The following is an 18167-nucleotide window of genomic DNA, read 5'->3' as shown; positions in this document are numbered from 1 at the left end:
CTTTTTTGTTATTGCGGCTTTATTATTTTTATATTCTTTAAAATCAATAGGTTAACTTTTTGGCACGCTACTTGGATTGTAATAAGAGAATTAACGGATTAAGTGAAGAATTTAAGGAACGAATATGAAACTAATAAATGCCATTGTTAAGCCATTCAAATTAGATGATGTACGTGAAGCACTCTCTGATGTGGGTATTGAAGGTATGACGGTCTCTGAAGTGAAAGGCTTTGGTCGTCAGAAAGGACACACTGAATTGTACCGTGGTGCGGAATACCAAGTAGATTTCCTACCAAAGGTAAAACTAGAGATAGCTACTCAAGCTGAAAATGTTGACCGAGTTGTTGAAGCGATTAGCCAAGCGGCACACACCGGAAAAATCGGCGATGGCAAAATTTTTGTGTATGACCTAAGCCAAGCCGTACGAATTCGTACTGGTGAAATGGATGCTGAAGCACTTTAAAGAATTACAAGGACTGGAGACTTTAATATGGAACTTACAACAACAGTAACGGAACTACGTTACGCACTAGACACTTTTTTCTTCCTCATTTCAGGTGCGTTAGTAATGTGGATGGCAGCAGGCTTCGCGATGTTAGAAGCTGGCCTAGTTCGTTCAAAGAACACCACAGAAATTTTAACTAAGAACATTTGTTTGTACGCGATTGCTTGTACTGCTTTCTTAGTTGTTGGTTACAACATTATGTATGTAGATAACGGTGAAGGCGGTTGGTTGCCATCATTCGGAACTCTGATTGGTACTCAAGGTGAAGGTGCAGACCACTCTTTAGAATCAGACTTCTTCTTCCAGGTAGTATTCGTTGCAACAGCAATGTCTGTGGTATCTGGTGCGGTTGCTGAGCGTATGAAGCTTTGGTCATTCCTAATCTTCTCAGTAGTACTAACAGCGTTCATTTACCCTGTTGAAGGTTACTGGACTTGGGGCGGTGGTTTCCTATCAGAAGCAGGTTTCAGTGACTTTGCTGGCTCAGGTATTGTACACATGGCTGGTGCAGCTGCTGCATTAGCAGGTGTTCTACTACTAGGTGCTCGTAAAGGTAAATACGGTAAGAACGGTGAAATTTTCCCAATCCCTGGTTCAAACATGCCGCTTGCAACACTAGGTACATTTATCCTTTGGTTCGGTTGGTTTGGTTTCAACGGCGGTTCTCAACTAATGGTTTCAGACTTCGAGAACGCGACAGCAGTTGGTCAAATCTTCCTTAACACCAACGCAGCAGCAGCTGCGGGTGCAATCGCAGCACTACTAGTATGTAAAACAACTTGGGGTAAAGCAGACCTAACAATGATTCTCAACGGCGCATTAGCTGGCCTAGTAGCAATCACTGCTGACCCTCTATCACCATCACCTCTATTCGCGGTAGCAATTGGTTCGGTATCTGGCGCATTGGTTGTATTCAGCATCATCGCTCTAGACAAAGCTAAGATTGATGATCCAGTCGGTGCTATCTCAGTACACGGTGTGTGTGGTTTCTTCGGTCTAATGGCTGTGCCACTAAGCAACGCTGATGCAACGTTTGGTGCTCAACTACTAGGTGCTGCAGTAATCTTTGCTTGGGTATTTGGTGCGAGCCTAGCGGTATGGGCTGTGCTTAAAGCAACAATCGGTATCCGTGTCAGTGAAGACGAAGAGCTGGAAGGTATGGACATGCACGATTGTGGTGTAGGTGCTTACCCTGAGTTTGTATCTGTAAAATAACGTCGCTATTGGGTTGTTAAGGCTATAGGTAACGTACCCAAATAAAACGAAATTAAGTTTAAACGAACAAACCCCACACCTGAATGGTTGTGGGGTTTTCTGTTTGTATGGACGAGCTATAAGACCTTTATAAAGTCGAAATTCGGTATAGCAATCTTGAAGTAATGACAATGTTTACAGAAATAAATTGTTACAAAAGTGGGAGGGTGAAGGGGCAGACCAGGCTATTTTTTTGTCAGACGTCATTGTAATTATGTTACTGATGAATATAATAACGCAACTGATATACATTATCATTTCGATATAAAGGATTTTACAATGAAGAAACTGCTAACACTTTCAGCTCTAGCGTGCGGTGTAATTGCCCCGACAGCAATGGCTGCGGAAGAAGTAAACGTATACTCTTACCGTCAACCTTTCCTTGTTGAGCCAATGTTTAACGAGTTCACAAAAGAGACTGGCATTAAAGTAAACGTTAAGTTTGCTAAAAAAGGTTTAGCAGAGAAGTTAGCTCAAGAGGGTGAATACAGCCCAGCTGACGTTGTCTTAACTGTAGATATCAGCCGTCTATCTGAACTAACTAAACAAGGCCTAGTTCAATCTGTAGAGAGCGATGTACTTGAAAAGAACATCCCTGCTCAATACCAAGATACAGATAACGAGTGGTTCGCACTAACAACTCGTACACGTAGCGTTTATTCGTCACGTGACCGTGTTGGTCGTCTAGGTGAAGAGTTCACTTACGAAGATCTAACTAAGCCTGAATTTAAAGGTAAAATCTGTACTCGTAGCGGTAAGCACCCATACAATGTTTCTCTAGTGTCTTCGATGATTGCTCACAAAGGTGAAGCTGAAACGAAAGAATGGCTAGAAGGCGTAAAAGCAAACCTAGCACGTAAGCCTCAAGGCAACGACCGCGCGCAAGTTAAAGCGATTAAAGAAGGTCTATGTGATGTTGCTCTTGGTAACAGCTACTACCTAGGTAAGATGGTTAACGATAAAGAGCAAAAAGCTTGGGCTGACTCTGTTTACATTAACTTCCCTAACCAAGAGACGACAGGTACTCACGTAAACATCTCTGGTATGGCAATGGCTAAATACTCTCCAAATGAAGAGAATGCCGTTAAGCTGATGGAATTCCTGTCTGGTAACACAGCGCAAAGCATGTACGCAGAAGTGAACTACGAATACCCAGTGAAAGCAGACGTTAAACCTTCTGAGCTTGTTGCTTCATGGGGCGAGTTCAAAGCGGATACTATTTCTCTAGATGAAATTGCAAACCACCACGCGGCTGCAATCAAGCTATTAGATGAAGTTAAGTTCGATCTATAATTTATTACGGTAGGCTTCGGCCAAAGTAAAATGACAACCTCAAGTCGCCATTTTGGCTGCTTGGGGTTGTTTGTTATTGGAAAATCACTTTTTGATACAAAGCACCCCGTTGATCCCTTGAGTTATTAGCATCTCACCTTGAAGTCATTAGAGTATATGGGTATAAATAACCCCACCATTAAAAGGATATGAGATGTATTTGCAAATGCATTTGTGTTTCATTAAGCCTCGTTGTAGTTAGGCGATGAAAGAAAAAAATTATTTATGGAACACCAGTAGTGGCATTATTGCGGTATTACTGGTTTTACCAATCTTAGCGATTTTTACGACGGCTGTTGGAGAAACAGATGAGCTATTTTCTCATCTGATGTCCACAGTGATGCCTACCTATGCCTACAATACGGTGGTTTTAGTCATAGGAACCATGTTTCTGTCTTTAGTTTTTGGTATTCCGTCTGCTTGGGTTATGGCAATGTGCCGTGTTCCGGGAGAGCGCGTTTTACAGTGGGCACTCGTCCTGCCATTAGCAATGCCAGGCTATATTGTTGGGTATATCTTTACCGATTGGTTTGATTTTGCCGGTCCTGTTCAGGTTCTATTGCGAGACCTTACTGGGTGGGGACCTGGTGAGTATTGGTTTCCGGATATTAGAACCTTATCCGGCGCTATTATTGTTCTGTCACTCGTTCTCTATCCTTATGTTTATTTGTTGTGCCGCGCGGCATTTATGGAACAAAACGTATCCTTATTGCAATCCGCTCGTTTGCTAAAATGCTCACCTTGGGAAAGTTTCCGTCGTATCTCCTTACCACTTGTTCGTCCATCAATGGCGGTCGGTTTATCGCTTGTTGCAATGGAAACCATCGGTGATTTTGGCACGGTGAGCTACTTTGCGGTAAATACCTTAACGACCGCGGTGTATGACACGTGGCTTGGCTACTCTAGCTTGACCGCTGCCGCTAAGATCTCAGCCATTATGCTGATTATCGTGATACTGCTGTTGAGCTCTGAACGTTACAGTCGTCGTAAGCAGAAGCTGTTTCAAAACCAATTTAGTAGCCGAGAAGATTTCCGTTACAACTTAGTCGGTTGGAAGAAGTGGCTAGCACTGTTTTGGTGCTGGGGATTAGTTTGCGTTGCATTCTTGTTTCCGCTTGGTCAGCTGATTATTTATGCCTACAAATATTTTGCTCAAAGCTGGACCCCTGAATTCAGAGAGTATGCCGTTAACAGCCTTTATGTGTCGGTGGTTGCTGCGATTATTGGCGTGGTTATCGCGATGGTTGTTAACTTCAATCAACGCGTTAGTCCGAACAAGAAAAATCAGGCTTATATGCGTCTCGCTTCGATGGGCTATGCCGTTCCAGGTACGGTGTTAGCTATTGGTGTGATGGTACCTGTTCTGTTCATGGATCATTTAGTCAATGACATTGCGAAAGTGATGGAGTGGGGGCGACCTGGTTTGATCTTCTCTGGTTCCATGTTCGCGCTAATCTTTGCGATGGTGGTGCGCTTTTCGGCAGTCGCAATCGGCAGTATTGAAAGTAGCTTGAGTAAAGTATCCCCTTCATTGGATATGGCTTCTAAAACCATGGGTTGTAATACCAATCAGATGTTACGCCGTGTTCATTTACCTTTGATTAAACGTGGTGCATTGATCGCTGGTTTACTGGTGTTTATCGAATCAATGAAAGAGTTGAATGCGGCATTGCTGCTGCGTCCTTTCAACTTCGAAACATTAGCGACTTATGTTTATAACTATGCCTCAGATGAGCACCTAGAATTGGCGGCGATGCCTGCTGTATTATTGGTGTTGGTGGGTTTAATTCCTTTGATCATCGTAAACCGTTCCTTGGAGCAGAAAAACTAATGAGTTGTGCATTATCAATTAAAGATCTGACTTGTAAGTATGAGTCGCAAACCATTTTGGAAGCGCTCTCGTTAGAAGTCGAGCATGGTGAAATTGTTTGTTTGCTTGGTGCAAGTGGATGCGGAAAAACCACCTTACTTAAGGCGATTGCGGGCTTACTCCCATTGAGTAGTGGTGTGATGAGTTTGAACTGTCAAACCATTGATGATGGTGCTAATTGGTTACCGCCAGAGCAACGTAATATCGGTATGATTTTCCAAGATTACGCGCTGTTCCCACATCTGACGGTAAATCAGAACGTGGCATTTGGTCTGCGCGATATGTCTGAGCAAGAGAAGAAAGCAAAGGTTCAAGAGATGCTTGAGCTCGTTCATCTTGATCAATACGGCGACCGTTACCCGCATCAATTGTCTGGTGGTCAGCAACAACGTGTCGCGATTGCGCGCTCTTTGGCTTATAAGCCAGACCTATTGTTGTTGGATGAACCTTTCTCGAACATTGATACTCAAGTGCGTCATGAGCTGATCTCTCAGATTCGTAAGATCTTTAAGAAGCAAGGCGTGACGGCAATCTTTGTGACCCACAGCCGCGAAGAGGCGTTCGCTTTTGCAGATAAAATGGCCGTAATGAACCATGGTGTGATTGAACAATATGGCTCAGCATCTGAGTTGTACTTCCACCCATCAAGCAAGTTTGTGGCTGATTTCTTAGGTGGTGGCAGCTACCTGAACGCACAACGTGTTTCAGACAACGAGTTTGAAACCAGCTTAGGTCTGATTGAAGCGAAAGCACAAACAGAGATTGAGTTAGGTACGGATTGCGCGTTGTTGTTAAGACCTCAGCACATTGTAGCGAGTCATGATGTCGACAGTAATCTGTCTGTATTAGAGCAGCAATTCATGGGCGACCATTGTCGCTATGTGATTGAAGCCAATGGTCAGAAGTTATTAGCGACCTCATCGGAAGCGCTTGAAGTCGGTATGCCAGTCACTGTGAAAGTAGATACCAAAGGTGTGCTGGCGTTCTAACTCAGCTTAGTCGCTAGCTAGCCCAGTAAATCCGACTCTGCTAAGCAATAGCAGTTAGCCATAAAAAAGGTTCATCGCGGCTTTCCGGGGAAAGCCGCTTTTATCTTCAAGAAGAAGTAGTCTGTATCTCGATACCCATACCCCATTCGCTTGATTAACTTTATTTTGTTGTTTATCCCTTCCAATGTGCAGGTGTTGAGCGGATAACTTGCCGATCCAATAATACCGTGAAGATAAGGCCTCAGTTTTCGTGCGAACTCTTTCAATGGCTTAATTCCACTTTCTTGCACTTGTGCCCACCATACCTCCCAGAGCCCCTTAGCATGTGCTTCTGATTCACAATACCAAAGCTCTTTGAGTTGTGAACCGAGTATATAAGTGGTCATTAAGTCCTTATTGATATTCAATATTTCGGTAAGGTAACTATCTTGCCGTGGATTTAAGTTGCTTCTATTTTTCAACAATACCCAGCGTGAACGCTTGACCCATTGCCTCGTTTTTTTATCTTGCTTGAGTTTGTTGGCTTGGTCGACTCTGACTCTATCCATCACCTCACGACCGAACTTAGCAACAACATGGAATAAGTCGTAAACGATTTTTGCGTTCGGGCAGTGCGCTTGTACATCAACGAAGGCAAAAGCCGTATTCATGTCCATTGCGACCGCTTCGATATTGTTGCCATGCTTGCCTAACTGCTCGAAGAACGGTCGTATGTCCTTGCGGCTACGGCCTAACCCTATCCAAATGACTTGGTGAGTCTTAGCATCAGCGATGACTGTGGCATATCGGTGCCCTTTAAAGATGGCGAACTCGTCCATGACGAGTTGCGTTAACTCCTCCCATTTCACCGAAGGTACAACTTGGCGAAGTCGACGTTTATCTATCTCTTTAATGGTGTGCCAATGAACGCTCGTTAACTGGGAGATATGCTTAATTGGAAGAAGAGGCAGCAATTGTTCTATATAGCTTTTTAGGCGTTTCGTTATACGAGCATAAGGCTCCAACCAAGATAAAGACTCTGTTTTTATGCCGCAGTCACGACACTTAATCCTTCGAGTTTGAACGGAAAGTTCAACAGGAACACTGAACAACATGGCCTCTTTCACATGACGCCATTGATACTCATGGATAGCCTCGGCTTCAAGACCGCAAAGGCATTTAGCCTCAGAGTTAGGTTTAAGAGTCAGTGTAATAAGTGATGCTGTCTGGTGAGACTTTACTATTTTAAAGCCTTCCCAGAATGAAGATAGGAAAGTATGATTCGGCATGAAAACGGTAGTTTGTGTATGATTTTTGTTTGGCGACTAAACCATATCACTTACTACCGTTTTTGTTTTTAGTTCCCGCTAATCCGCGATGAACCATAAAAAAGCCCAGCACTTTAATCTAAAGTACTGGGCAAGAGTTCTTCATCTATAGGTTTTAACAAGGCAGTAATTTGTTAAGTCCCATTTAAAACTGCTGCACTCTATAAGCCTATAGAGAGAGGAAGTCTTTCACTTTTTGAAGAACACGTTCTGCAGTGTCTTTATCTTCCATTTCTGCGAAGATTCGTAGTAATGGCTCTGTTCCTGAGAAACGAGCAATTACCCAGCCGCCATTCTTGAAGTACACCTTAGCACCATCTTCATAGCTGACTTTTTCAATTTCATATTCAAATTCAGGCAGTTGCTTCTCTACGTAGATCTTGGTGTAGAGCGCTTCTTTTTCTGAAGGCTTGAATTTGCAATCGCCTTCCGCGGTGTAGGCGTAGCCATACTTAGAGTAGATCTCATCAAGCAGTTCAGACAATTTCTTACCTGTCACACTGATCATCTCAACCAATAGGCTTGATGCGAATACGCCATCCTTACCCTTGATGTGACCACGAATTGTTAAACCACCAGAGCTTTCACCACCGATGAGAGAGTCATCGGCTTCCATTTGCGAGCTGATATGTTTAAAGCCTACCGGAACCTCAAAGCTCTTTTCGCCATGATCCGCCGCGACTTTATCGAGTAGGTGTGTGGTTGCGATATTACGAACCACTGAGCCTTTCCAGCCCTTGTATTCCAACAAGTAGTAGTAAAGCAGCAGTAGCACTTCGTTAGGGTGGATGAAGTGACCTTTCTCATCGATGATACCCAAACGGTCGGCATCGCCATCGGTACCAATACCAATGTCATAACCTTCTGCTGCAACTAAGTGCTTCAAGCGATACAGTGTTGCTGCGCTTGGAGAAGGCATTAGGCCACCGAAGTCTGGGTTCTTGCCATCGTTGATCACGTCGACATCACAACGACCGTTGATAAGAACCGTTTGCAGAGCGTTTTTCGCCACACCAAACATTGGGTCGATCAGCACGCGTAGATTCGCTTTCTTAATCGATTCAATATCGATGGCATTAATGATGGAATCAACAAAGGCGTTCATCGGGTTGATGATTTCGATCTCTTTGTCATTCAACGCTTGCTCGAAATCGACACGAATAACATCTTCGTTGGTTAAGGTTGCGATTTGCTGTTCGATCTTCTCTGTGATGATCTCATCAGCATCACGGCCACCTTCAATGAAGATCTTAATGCCGTTGTAGTCCGCTGGGTTGTGAGAAGCGGTAATACATGCCGAGTAGGTGCAGCCCATCTCTTTTGCTTGGAACATTACAATAGGAGTTGGGACGAACTTATCGATGAAGCTCACTCTGATGTTGTTAGCCGCTAATACTTCAGCAAACCAACATGCGGCTTTATCGGAAAGGAAGCGACGGTCATAGCCGATCACGAATCCGTTCTTGGCTGCATTTTCGTTGTTGATGATGTTTGCGAGAGCTTGTGCCACAAGACGAACGTTCTCTCTGGTGAACTCTTCACCAATGAAAGCGCGCCAGCCACCTGTACCAAATTTAATCATTAGAAAATCCTTTTAGTCTCATTGTCTCAAGCCTGTAAAGACTTGAGACAAGAGCTGTTCGTTAAATTGAGTGACTAGCCTAGAACAACGACAACATCGTTCACGCTGCCTTCTGCTTGTACTGGAATTGCACCTTCAACTGGCTCACCGTTGATAGTGATAGAAGCAACGCCTTTGCTTACTGCATTCGGGTTCTGTACCGTGATGTTGTAAGTTGCACCGCGCCATTGACGAGTAACTTCGAATTCTGGCCAATCCGTCGGGATACAAGGATCGACAGTTAAGCCTTCGAAGCCTGTTCGAACACCAAGAATGAAGTTGGTTACCGCAAAGTAAGCCCAACCAGAAGTACCGGTTAACCATGGGTGGTTTGCACGGCCGTGGTCTTGGTGGTCTTTACCCATGATGAACTGCACGTACGAGTATGGTTCTGCGTAACGCGTTTCAATCATGTCATTTTGGTTGTATGGGTTGAGTGCATCGTAGAATTTCATCGCACGGTCGCCACGGCCAAGTTTCGCTTCTGCTACCCAAGCCCATGGGTTCGGGTGAGAGAAGATAGCGCCATTCTCTTTTACGCCTTGGTAAACGCGAGTTACGAAGCCGATGTCATCGTTTGGTGTAGCGAATGATGGAGAGTTCAGGTGTAGGCCGTATTCAGAGAATAGGTTCTCATCAACAGCGTCCATCGCTTTCTCACCGCGCTCCTGAGAAACCGCACCAGACAGAACTGCTAGTGTGTTTGACTCAAGGTGAACTCGACCTTCAGTTTGTTGAGCTGTACCGATCTTGTCGCCATTTTTCGTTAGACCACGGATGTACCAACCGCCTTCGTCATCCCAAAGGTGTGTTTCACACGCTTCACGAACGTTCGCTGCCATTTCTGTGTATTTCGCAACGTCAGCGTCGTTATTGCGGAACTTAGCAAGGTCTAAGAATTCTTGTAGTGCCCAGAAGTGAAGGAATGAAACCATTGAAGATTCACCGCCACCTAGGTTCAAACAGTCATTCCAGTCAGCACGTAGACCTTTACAGATACCGGTTTGACCTACGTATTCAGCAGAGAAGTTCAGTGCCGCTTTCATGTGTTCGTAAACAGTCGCTTCGCCACCGTCTGCGTATGGAATTACTTCGTCAAAGAAGTCGTGCTCACCGGTTTCCATCACGTATTTGATGATGGTTGGGACGATCCACAAGTGATCATCCGAACAAGTATCTTCAATGCCGTGGATCTTGTCGTCATCTGAAGGAGTCGGAACAACCGTTGGTGATTTCGATGGCTCAACGTCTGCTTTCTCTGGATCAAACCAGTCTGGATCGAATAGGTGTAGACCGTAGCCCGCTTTCACTTGGCCGCGTAGCAGGTCGATAATACGTTTCTTAGTCATTTGTGGGTTGGCATGAGGTACTGAGATCGCATCTTGCGCAGTATCACGGTAACCAAGACCTGTACGGCCGCCAACTTCAATGAATGATGCAAAGCGCGACCAAACCACACAAGTTTCTGCTTGGTATAGTGTCCACGTGTTGATCATTGTGTCTAAGCCTTCGTTTGGAGACTTAACTTGGAATTTGTTGCAACGCTCGTCCCAGTGATCTTTTATGCCTTGGAGTGCTGCGTCTACGTTTGCTGTGTCTTGGTATTTTTCACGTAGGCGTTCACCATTGCCTTTGCCGATACCTAGTACATAGGCAAAGCGAACTTCTTCACCCGGTTGAATGGTAAATTGCTTGTGTAGAGAACCACAGTGGTTGTAACAGGTTTGAGCGCTGTTAGAACATTTACCATTTTCAACTGCTATTGGGTTAGCTTCATCACGGTACATGCCAAGGAAGTTGTCACGTTGGCCATCGTAGCTATCTGGTGAGAAGGTTGACGCTAGGTAGTAGAAGCCTTCAAAGTCGTTAGTGTTGTAGTACAGGTCGTATTCCAACACACCTTCTTGGTAAGACGTACCTGCAGAGTACAAAGACATCTGGTGGTTCTGGTTATCAGATTGGATGTGGCTGAACGAGAACTCAACAAATGAGAATGTGCTGATAGTACGTGGCTTATCCGTGTTGTTCTTTAGGACAACATCCCAAACTTCTGCATCTTCGCCTTTAGGTACGAATAGTGTTTTGGTCGCGGTAATACCGCTGTATTCACATTTGAACTTTGAGTATGACAAGCCATGACGAACTTCGTAATTCGCTTCATCTAGGCTCTTTGCCACAGGCTGCCAAGAGATAGACCAGTAATCACCCGTCTCATCATCACGTAGGTAAACATAGTGTCCAGGACGGTCAAAGGTACCGTTCGGACGGAATTTAGTAACACGGTTGTATTCCGGAGAATTGTAGAACGAGTAACCGCCCGCATTGTGCGAAATCACGGTACAAAACTTTTCAGTACCTAGGTAGTTGGTCCAAGGTGCTGGTACATCAGGGCGAGTGATGACGTATTCGCGATTGTCGTTATCGAAATAGCCGTATTTCATTGTCATTTCCTTTTTAACAAACTGCATCTATGCAGCTAATTTTTAAATAGTAATGCTGAGTTTTATTAGACTGAGCACCTTAATTTGAGTCAGCAATCACTCGATGTGAGTGTGCTGTGGTTTTGTTTTATTCAGCTTTCCAAGGGTTGCGATAATCGACATTGAGCCTGTCGAGTAGTGGCAAGTGACCCTTTAGGCGAGATAGGTAATCTAGCCAGTTTCGGTTGTTTTTATGTGTCCAACATCCTTCAGCTAAAGCGCTAATTCTTGGAAATACCATGTAATCCATACGCTTTTGGTTGGTGACGATCTCACACCATAAAGCACACTGAATTCCGCGGATCCGCTTACGAATTGGGTCGATGTCGGATATCTCAGCAAGCGCTTCGTAGGTATAAGCTTGTTCTAATGGGATAACGGAAGCCCAATCTACGCCCGGCTCTTCCGGTGCATAATCTTGGGTCATGTCGAGATAGGTAAATTGTGCAGGTTGCAGTACCACATCAAAGCCTTGGCGAGCACAGTTCACAGCCGCTTCTTCGCTGAGCCACGAGTAGATGATGGTCTCTTTGCTCACCTTGTCGCCGTGCTGAGCTTCTTCCCAGCCCACCATACGTTTGCCAAGTTGCTTAAGTTTGTTCTCGGCATAGCGGAATAGGTGACCTTGTAAGTCTTTGCTGTCTTGGTACTGGTGCTCTTTCATCAGTGCTTGAGCGGCAGGGCTGTTAGTCCACACACCCGGTGGTACTTCGTCTGCGCCCATGTGAATCAATTCGCTAGGGAATAGCTTTGCAACTTCTTCAATAACCGCATCTAGGAACTGGTAAGTACCCGGCAAGCCTGGGTTTAGCACGTTGTCGTTGTAGTGCTGGATACTCTTGTATTGAGTGGTGTCAGCTTGCTCTACCAACATATTAGGCAGTGATTTGATCGCGGCGCGACAGTGTCCCGGGATATCGATCTCAGGGATAACCGTGATACTACGTTGTTCTGCGTATTCAATAACTTCGCGAATCTGTTGTTGTGTGTAGAAGCCGCCGTAGTTTTCAGCAATATGGGTATATTGCGGTTCCAATGCATGGTCAGGACCACGCCAAGCACCGATTTCAGTAAGTTGAGGTAGGCTCTTTATCTCGATTCTCCAACCTTCATCATCAGTTAGGTGCCAATGAAAAACGTTGAACTTGTAGTGCGCCAATTGGTTGATTAAGCGCTTCACTTGCTCCACTGAATGGAAGTGACGCGCGCAGTCCAGCATCATGCCACGGTATTTAAAGCGTGGTTGGTCGGCGATTTTGCAACATGGCACAGAGAAGCTTTCTGCACCCTGTTGTTGAACCAATTGAATCAGACTTGCTACAGCGTGTGTGAAACCAGATTGGCTGCCTGATTCAACAATTATTTGTTGTTCAGTAATGCGGAGTTTGTATTCGGCTTCGTCTAAAGTCGGATTACTACGAAATAGAAGGTCATCGCCTTCTCCCGTTGGAAGCTGATTCGAAATCGACAGTTCAAAGGTAGAAAGTAATTCTTGTTTCAGCCAAGTGACGGCTTTATCTGCAAGGTGAGACTGAACCTCAATCTTGCATTCGCTGTTTAGGGCGAAGCTACCTTGCTTAAGTTCGATCTGGTTCGGCTGAGGAATCAATGCCACCTCAGCAGCGTTCACTTCAGGTATCTGATTGCGTTCACGGTATGGTGACGCCAGAACAATGGGTGATATCGCAACTGGCAGTGCTGAGGTTTCGCCTTGGTGATGCGTTTGGATAAAGGCATCGTTTAGACCGTCAGAATAAAAACGGAATGGGGCGCTTTGAATACTGAATTCAAGGTAGTAATGGTTGTTCGCTTTTAACACTGACGAACTTGGTTTGAACGAACAAAAGCTGCCAACTTGAGTCAGTTCACCCTGCGACAGACTCTCTTGAAGGATGAATCGGTCAAACGCAAAATGCAGTGACCAATCTGTTACGTCAAGGTCACTTAAGTTATGTACCGTAAGGCCAAATCGGCAGTTATTTTTTTGTTCAGAAAGAACAGCTAAGTCGATGCGATAATTCATATAACTTCCCTGCTAAGCCTGTTGATACAAATTGTGTTGTGGTTTACCTGCAAACATCAATGCGCCTTCGATAGCGTCAAATTGAGGTTCAACGATCCATTGTTGTACTGGAGGTGATAGCCAGTTGAGAATGCGCTCTGCGATACTGCCCATTAGGCACACCTTGTCCGCACCTTTACGATGCAGTGCTAGTACAAACATTTCGATATCAGCGGCGGTTTGCTTGAGCATCTCGATAGCGAGCTCATCGCCTTCGTTAGCCAGTTGAAAAATCACTGGCGAGAATTGACCGTAGTCCTTTGGAATAGCGCCTTTTGACCATTCGACGATGGCATCAACATCATTGCCAAAGTGGTTCATCACGTGTTGAGTCAGTGGTGTCTTGTTGCGAATACCATCTTCAGCAAGCAGAACTTGTTGAATCAAGCGAAGGCCCATAACCGCGCCACCACCTTGGTCGGAAATTGGGAATTCACGACCGCCAACCACGTGCTGAACACCATCTTGTAGGTAGATGCCGCATGAACCAGTTCCACCAATCATGATGGCGCCGTTTTGGCCATTGTGAGCGCCAATACAAGCACCATAGGCGTCAGTGTTGAGCGTCATACTTGCGAAAGGGTGTGGTTGAGCCATGAAATCGAACCATGCCGACTTTTGCTCAGCGCCAGCTAATGCAAGGCCGATATGCATATTGGAAAAATGATTTGAGTCGAGTTGCCCTTGCTGCGCGGCTTGAGTAATCGCATCAACAATTGAGCTCATCGCAACATCAACACCCAAAAGGATGTTAGCGCTGCCACTTTTCGCTTCACCAATGAGTGTGCCTTGGTCATCGCGAATACGAGCACGACAAGACGTGCCGCCACCATCAATACCTACGTAGTAAAGAGTCATGATTATTGCTCCTTACGCTGTGTTAGGAAATTGAATTGCGCAGCGGTTGCCAATAGGAACCAAGCGCCGTGAGGGATCCATTGCTCGCCCCAGCGCCAGTTTTGGAGCATGTCATCTTTTTGTGCTGGTGGATTGAACGCAATGTCTTGGTCATCTTCAAAGCCAGCGGTGATGCCGTTACAAATACCGCCTTTCGCATTGAAAAACCCAAGTTGCGGTAAGTAGTCAGGGTTGTTATGACCATGACCATCAAGCATGCACATGTGGTATGGATTGAGACCTAAAATCCAATCTAGGCTGTTCTGTGAAAGTTGGATTAAACGCTTTTGTAGTTCGCTGTCTTGAATGTGTGGTTGAACTAAGTACGCCATGGTTGCGATTGAGCCAAGACGAGCGTTTTCGCCTTGCCACCAGTAGCCAGTCTCGTTCTTCTGAGCGACGAAGAAAGCATGGCGCTTATCACCATCAACATTTTTAACGTATTGTCGTGGGTAGCCAAATGGGTTGGTTACTTTATCGGTGATGTTGATTTCGAACTGACATGCTTGTTCAACAACTGTGCGAGCCTGTTCTTTCAGCTCAGTATCGGTTTCATTGTCGATGTATTCACACAGAGCAATCACTGGAAGGCCAGCTTCAGCTGCATGAAAGTATGGTCGAGTGCCATCAGCGTTTGCTGACCAGAAGTGCTCAAATGAGTCATCTGACTGTTGGCGAGAGATTAAACGAGTCGCCCAAGTTCTTGCTTCTGATAGGTATTGTTCGTCTTGTGTTACTCGGTACAGCTCATTGGCTGCGAGTAGGGCGCAATACTCATCAATGATGTTCTCTTCACCATCGTTTAGGTACTGCAGGTTGTACTCTTTGAGATGCCAGTAACCTTTGGTTGCGGTATCAAGATAGGTTTGGCTAGAGTAGCTGCCTGAAACCTCAAGCTCAGAAGCTGCGGCTAATGCTGCAATAGCAACACCGGCACCTTGTCGGTAGCCTGCTTGCAAATCTGTAGACTTATGACCTTCTTGAGTGGCGTATGCGCAGATGTCGCGTTGGTTGATATCTTTGCTCCACTTGTCGAATACTGTCATGTAGAAGTATCCAGCCGCGTCTTGCATACGAACCAAGAAATCAGCACCGAATAGTGCTTCTTCTGTTAGGCGAGTCATCGAGAATTTAGGGAAGTCTGGATTGTCGCTGGTTAAGCGCACGCTTTTGAGCATGTTCCAAACCACCATAGGAATCTGTTGTGGGTTGAGGTAGTTGCCGTAAGACAGGTGGCTAAAGTACTTACTTACATCACCTGATGCATCGTACCAACCACCATGCACATCAACGTATCTGTCGGTGCCGAGAATTTGTGCTTGTCGATCTTTCTTGTCAAAAGTGCCACCACAACGTTGAGACTTAAAGTAATGGAGCACATCAGAAAATGTGTGGTTCATTAGTAGGTTGTTGCCAATCTCAAACACTTCTGAACGCAGGTTATCAAAGCGCAGGTAGTAGCGACCGGATTCGGTAAATGAACTGAAATCGATTGTGAAGAATTGTCCTTGATGCCAGTTTGCTACGCGGCCTTGTTTTACAACATCAAAGTTGCCCACAGTAATATGGTTGTCGGCACACACCAAAAGTGCAGTCGTACTCGATAAACGAGTCTTTTTAGTTTGTAAGATCGCCTGCTTAGGAGCCGAAGATTCGTAGCCAATATGGTTGGTCAATAACAGCATCAATGTTCTCCAAAGGTCCCAGTTTCTTTTGGCTAGGTACCTGAATTGGTTTGGATATGAGTAGTTAGGGTCCACAGACCCTAACTCAGTCTTAATGTTTAGCTTTCGTGCAGGTAACAACGAACAAAGTGGTTATCGGCTAATTGAGTCACACCCGGTAGTTGCTCTTTACACTTGTCCATTGCGTGAGTACAACGGCCTGCAAAAGGGCAGCCTGCTGATACTGGAGTCCAAAGAGGAATTTCACCTTTGTTACCTGCCAATTGTTCGTGGATCGATTTCTTAGGGTCTGGAACAGCAGAAACCAGTAGCTGAGTGTAAGGGTGTTGAGGGTTAGCAATAACGTCATCGGTATCGCCCCATTCCACCATGTGACCGACGTACATCACTGAAAGATCTTCAGCAATGTAACGAGCTGTCGCGATGTCGTGAGTGATGTAAAGCAGAGACATTTGCTTCTCAAACTTCATCTCTTCCATTAGGTTCAAAACACCAGCACGAATTGAAACGTCCAGCATTGAAGTTGGCTCATCCGCTAGAACAACCTCAGCACCAACCGCGATATTACGTGCTAGGTTGACACGTTGACGCTGACCGCCAGACAGTTGGTGAGGGTACTTCTTCGCTGTCTCTTTTGGCGGAATCAGGCCCACTTGCTCTAAAAGATCGTAAACGCGTTCTTCTAGTTCTCTCTTATTGCCCGGAGTTACCTTCTTGTGAATCAGCAGTGGTCGAGCAATGTGGTGGAAGATATTGTGTGTTGGATTGAGTGAACCAAACGGGTCTTGCCATACCATCTGCACACCTTCACGGTAGTGCATAAGATCTTTTCTGCTTGAGATCTCTTGGATATCGCGGCCTTTGTATTCAATCGTACCGCCTGAAGGCGCGTACATCTTTGCGATCATTTTTGCGGTTGTTGATTTACCTGAACCAGATTCACCAACGACCGCTAAGCCGCGGCTTTTGTACATCTTGAATGACACGTCGTTGATCGCACGCATCATTGGGGTTTGAATGGTGGTACTGCTTATTGGGAAGTCTTTTACGACATTCTTACCTTCTACCAATAATTGACCGAAATCTTTGCTCATAGTTGTCTCCAGAATCCTTGTTCGCTTTGCTTGTTTTTAGGCGGTCGAGCCGCCTGTCTAGTTATTCACACCGTAAAGCGTGCAAGCTATAGCTTCCTTTGTACTATTGGGTCGCCGTACAGGTGGCAGTTAGACAAATGTCCCGGTTCGATAGAACGCAGCTTGGTTGGCACCTTGGTACAGGTTTCATGTACACGGTCACAACGAGCTTGGAAACGACATCCTTCAGGAATCTCTAATAGGTTCAGAGGGTTGCCCGGGATACCTGCTAGTTTTGTCTTTGGCCCTGTTAGTGGAGGGAAAGAACTTCCCAGCCCTTTGGTGTAAGGGTGGTAAGGGTTTTCTAGAATATCTTGAGATTTAGCGACCTCGATAAGCTCACCTGAGTACATGATGCCGATGCGGTCAGAGAACTCGACCATCAATGACAAGTCATGGGTAATGAACAGAATCGAGAAGCCAAACTCTTCTTTCAGTGCATAGATCTTTTGTAGGATTTCGCGTTGAACAACCACATCAAGTGCGGTCGTTGGTTCATCCATGATGATCAGTTTTGGATTCAGTGCTAATGCGATAGCAATAACCAAGCGTTGACGCATGCCACCAGAGAATTGGTGAGGGTAGTCACTCAAACGGCTAGGGTGAATATCTACGATTTCTAGTAGACCTTCAGCACGTTGCTTCGCTTGCTCACGAGTCATGTTGGTGTGACGCATGATTACGTCACAGAACTGCTCTTCCATTGGTAGTACTGGATTGAGCGCGTTCATCGCACTCTGGAATACCATCGACATCTCGCTCCAACGAAACGCTTGCATGCGGTCATCACTGTACTCAAGGATGTTCTCACCGTTGAAGATAACCTCACCACCACTGATGTAAGCGGGCGGCTTATGAAGACGCATTAGCGAGAAAGCAACGGTTGATTTACCACAGCCAGACTCACCGGCTAGGCCGAATACTTCACCTGGTGCGATATCGAAGCTTACGTTGTTACACGCACGAACATCGCCAGACTCTGTGATGTAATCCACGCATAAGTTGCGGATAGAAATTAGTGGTTCAGACATG

Annotated in this window: 13 protein-coding genes; 5 read left to right on the top strand and 8 right to left on the bottom strand. The window is 45.4% G+C overall.

The features are described 5' to 3' along the window. The first annotated feature begins 124 nt into the window (after positions 1 to 124). From glnK to OCV12_RS13235, 5 genes are all read left to right on the top strand, one after another. The gene (glnK, locus tag OCV12_RS13255) at positions 125 to 463 is read left to right on the top strand and encodes a P-II family nitrogen regulator (protein ID WP_004738200.1); all 339 of its coding nucleotides are present in this window, start codon (positions 125 to 127) and stop codon (positions 461 to 463) included. Positions 464 to 490: 27 nt separating this feature from the next. Continuing rightward, complete coding sequence (locus OCV12_RS13250; RefSeq protein ID WP_239848447.1) at positions 491 to 1720, top strand: ammonium transporter; 1230 nt, start codon at positions 491 to 493, stop codon at positions 1718 to 1720. Between the two features lie 318 nt (positions 1721 to 2038). Then, the gene (locus OCV12_RS13245) at positions 2039 to 3052 is read left to right on the top strand and encodes a Fe(3+) ABC transporter substrate-binding protein (RefSeq protein ID WP_017633252.1); all 1014 of its coding nucleotides are present in this window, start codon (positions 2039 to 2041) and stop codon (positions 3050 to 3052) included. Positions 3053 to 3296: 244 nt separating this feature from the next. Next, a complete protein-coding gene (locus OCV12_RS13240; protein ID WP_261884851.1) occupies positions 3297 to 4922 on the top strand; it encodes an ABC transporter permease in 1626 nt (541 codons plus the stop codon). Then, entirely contained in the window at positions 4922 to 5950 is a 1029-nt protein-coding gene (locus OCV12_RS13235) for an ABC transporter ATP-binding protein (protein WP_261884850.1), read from the top strand. Before OCV12_RS13240 ends, OCV12_RS13235 begins: the two co-directional genes overlap by 1 nt. Positions 5951 to 6021: 71 nt before the next feature. On the opposite strand, the gene OCV12_RS13230 is transcribed toward OCV12_RS13235, so the two are convergent. The 8 genes from OCV12_RS13230 to OCV12_RS13195 form a co-directional block, all read right to left on the bottom strand. Next, the gene (locus OCV12_RS13230; RefSeq protein ID WP_261884849.1) at positions 6022 to 7218 is read right to left on the bottom strand and encodes an ISL3 family transposase; all 1197 of its coding nucleotides are present in this window, start codon (positions 7216 to 7218) and stop codon (positions 6022 to 6024) included. A gap of 208 nt (positions 7219 to 7426) precedes the next feature. Further along, positions 7427 to 8839, bottom strand: coding sequence for a phosphoglucomutase/phosphomannomutase family protein (locus tag OCV12_RS13225; protein WP_261884848.1), 1413 nt, complete (start codon positions 8837 to 8839; stop codon positions 7427 to 7429). 74 nt (positions 8840 to 8913) lie between these two features. Further along, the gene (locus OCV12_RS13220; RefSeq protein ID WP_261884847.1) at positions 8914 to 11319 is read right to left on the bottom strand and encodes a GH36-type glycosyl hydrolase domain-containing protein; all 2406 of its coding nucleotides are present in this window, start codon (positions 11317 to 11319) and stop codon (positions 8914 to 8916) included. Positions 11320 to 11446: 127 nt separating this feature from the next. Then, positions 11447 to 13381, bottom strand: coding sequence for a beta-N-acetylhexosaminidase (locus OCV12_RS13215; protein WP_261884846.1), 1935 nt, complete (start codon positions 13379 to 13381; stop codon positions 11447 to 11449). 12 nt (positions 13382 to 13393) lie between these two features. Beyond that, positions 13394 to 14278, bottom strand: a complete 885-nt coding sequence (locus OCV12_RS13210; protein ID WP_261884845.1) for an N-acetylglucosamine kinase — start codon at positions 14276 to 14278, stop codon at positions 13394 to 13396. Positions 14279 to 14280: 2 nt separating this feature from the next. Beyond that, the gene (locus OCV12_RS13205; protein ID WP_261884844.1) at positions 14281 to 16002 is read right to left on the bottom strand and encodes a glycoside hydrolase family 9 protein; all 1722 of its coding nucleotides are present in this window, start codon (positions 16000 to 16002) and stop codon (positions 14281 to 14283) included. A gap of 98 nt (positions 16003 to 16100) precedes the next feature. Beyond that, on the bottom strand, positions 16101 to 17096 hold the full coding sequence (locus tag OCV12_RS13200) for an ABC transporter ATP-binding protein (protein ID WP_017063264.1): 996 nt from the start codon (positions 17094 to 17096) through the stop codon (positions 16101 to 16103). Between the two features lie 86 nt (positions 17097 to 17182). Beyond that, complete coding sequence (locus tag OCV12_RS13195; RefSeq protein ID WP_017633260.1) at positions 17183 to 18166, bottom strand: ABC transporter ATP-binding protein; 984 nt, start codon at positions 18164 to 18166, stop codon at positions 17183 to 17185. Between the last annotated feature and the right edge of the window lies 1 nt (position 18167).

The sequence above is a fragment of the Vibrio pomeroyi genome (genome assembly GCF_024347595.1).
GTDB classification, from domain to species: domain Bacteria; phylum Pseudomonadota; class Gammaproteobacteria; order Enterobacterales; family Vibrionaceae; genus Vibrio; species Vibrio pomeroyi.
Note: the sequence above shows the minus strand (reverse complement) of the source record. Positions and strands in the feature narration are given on the sequence as shown.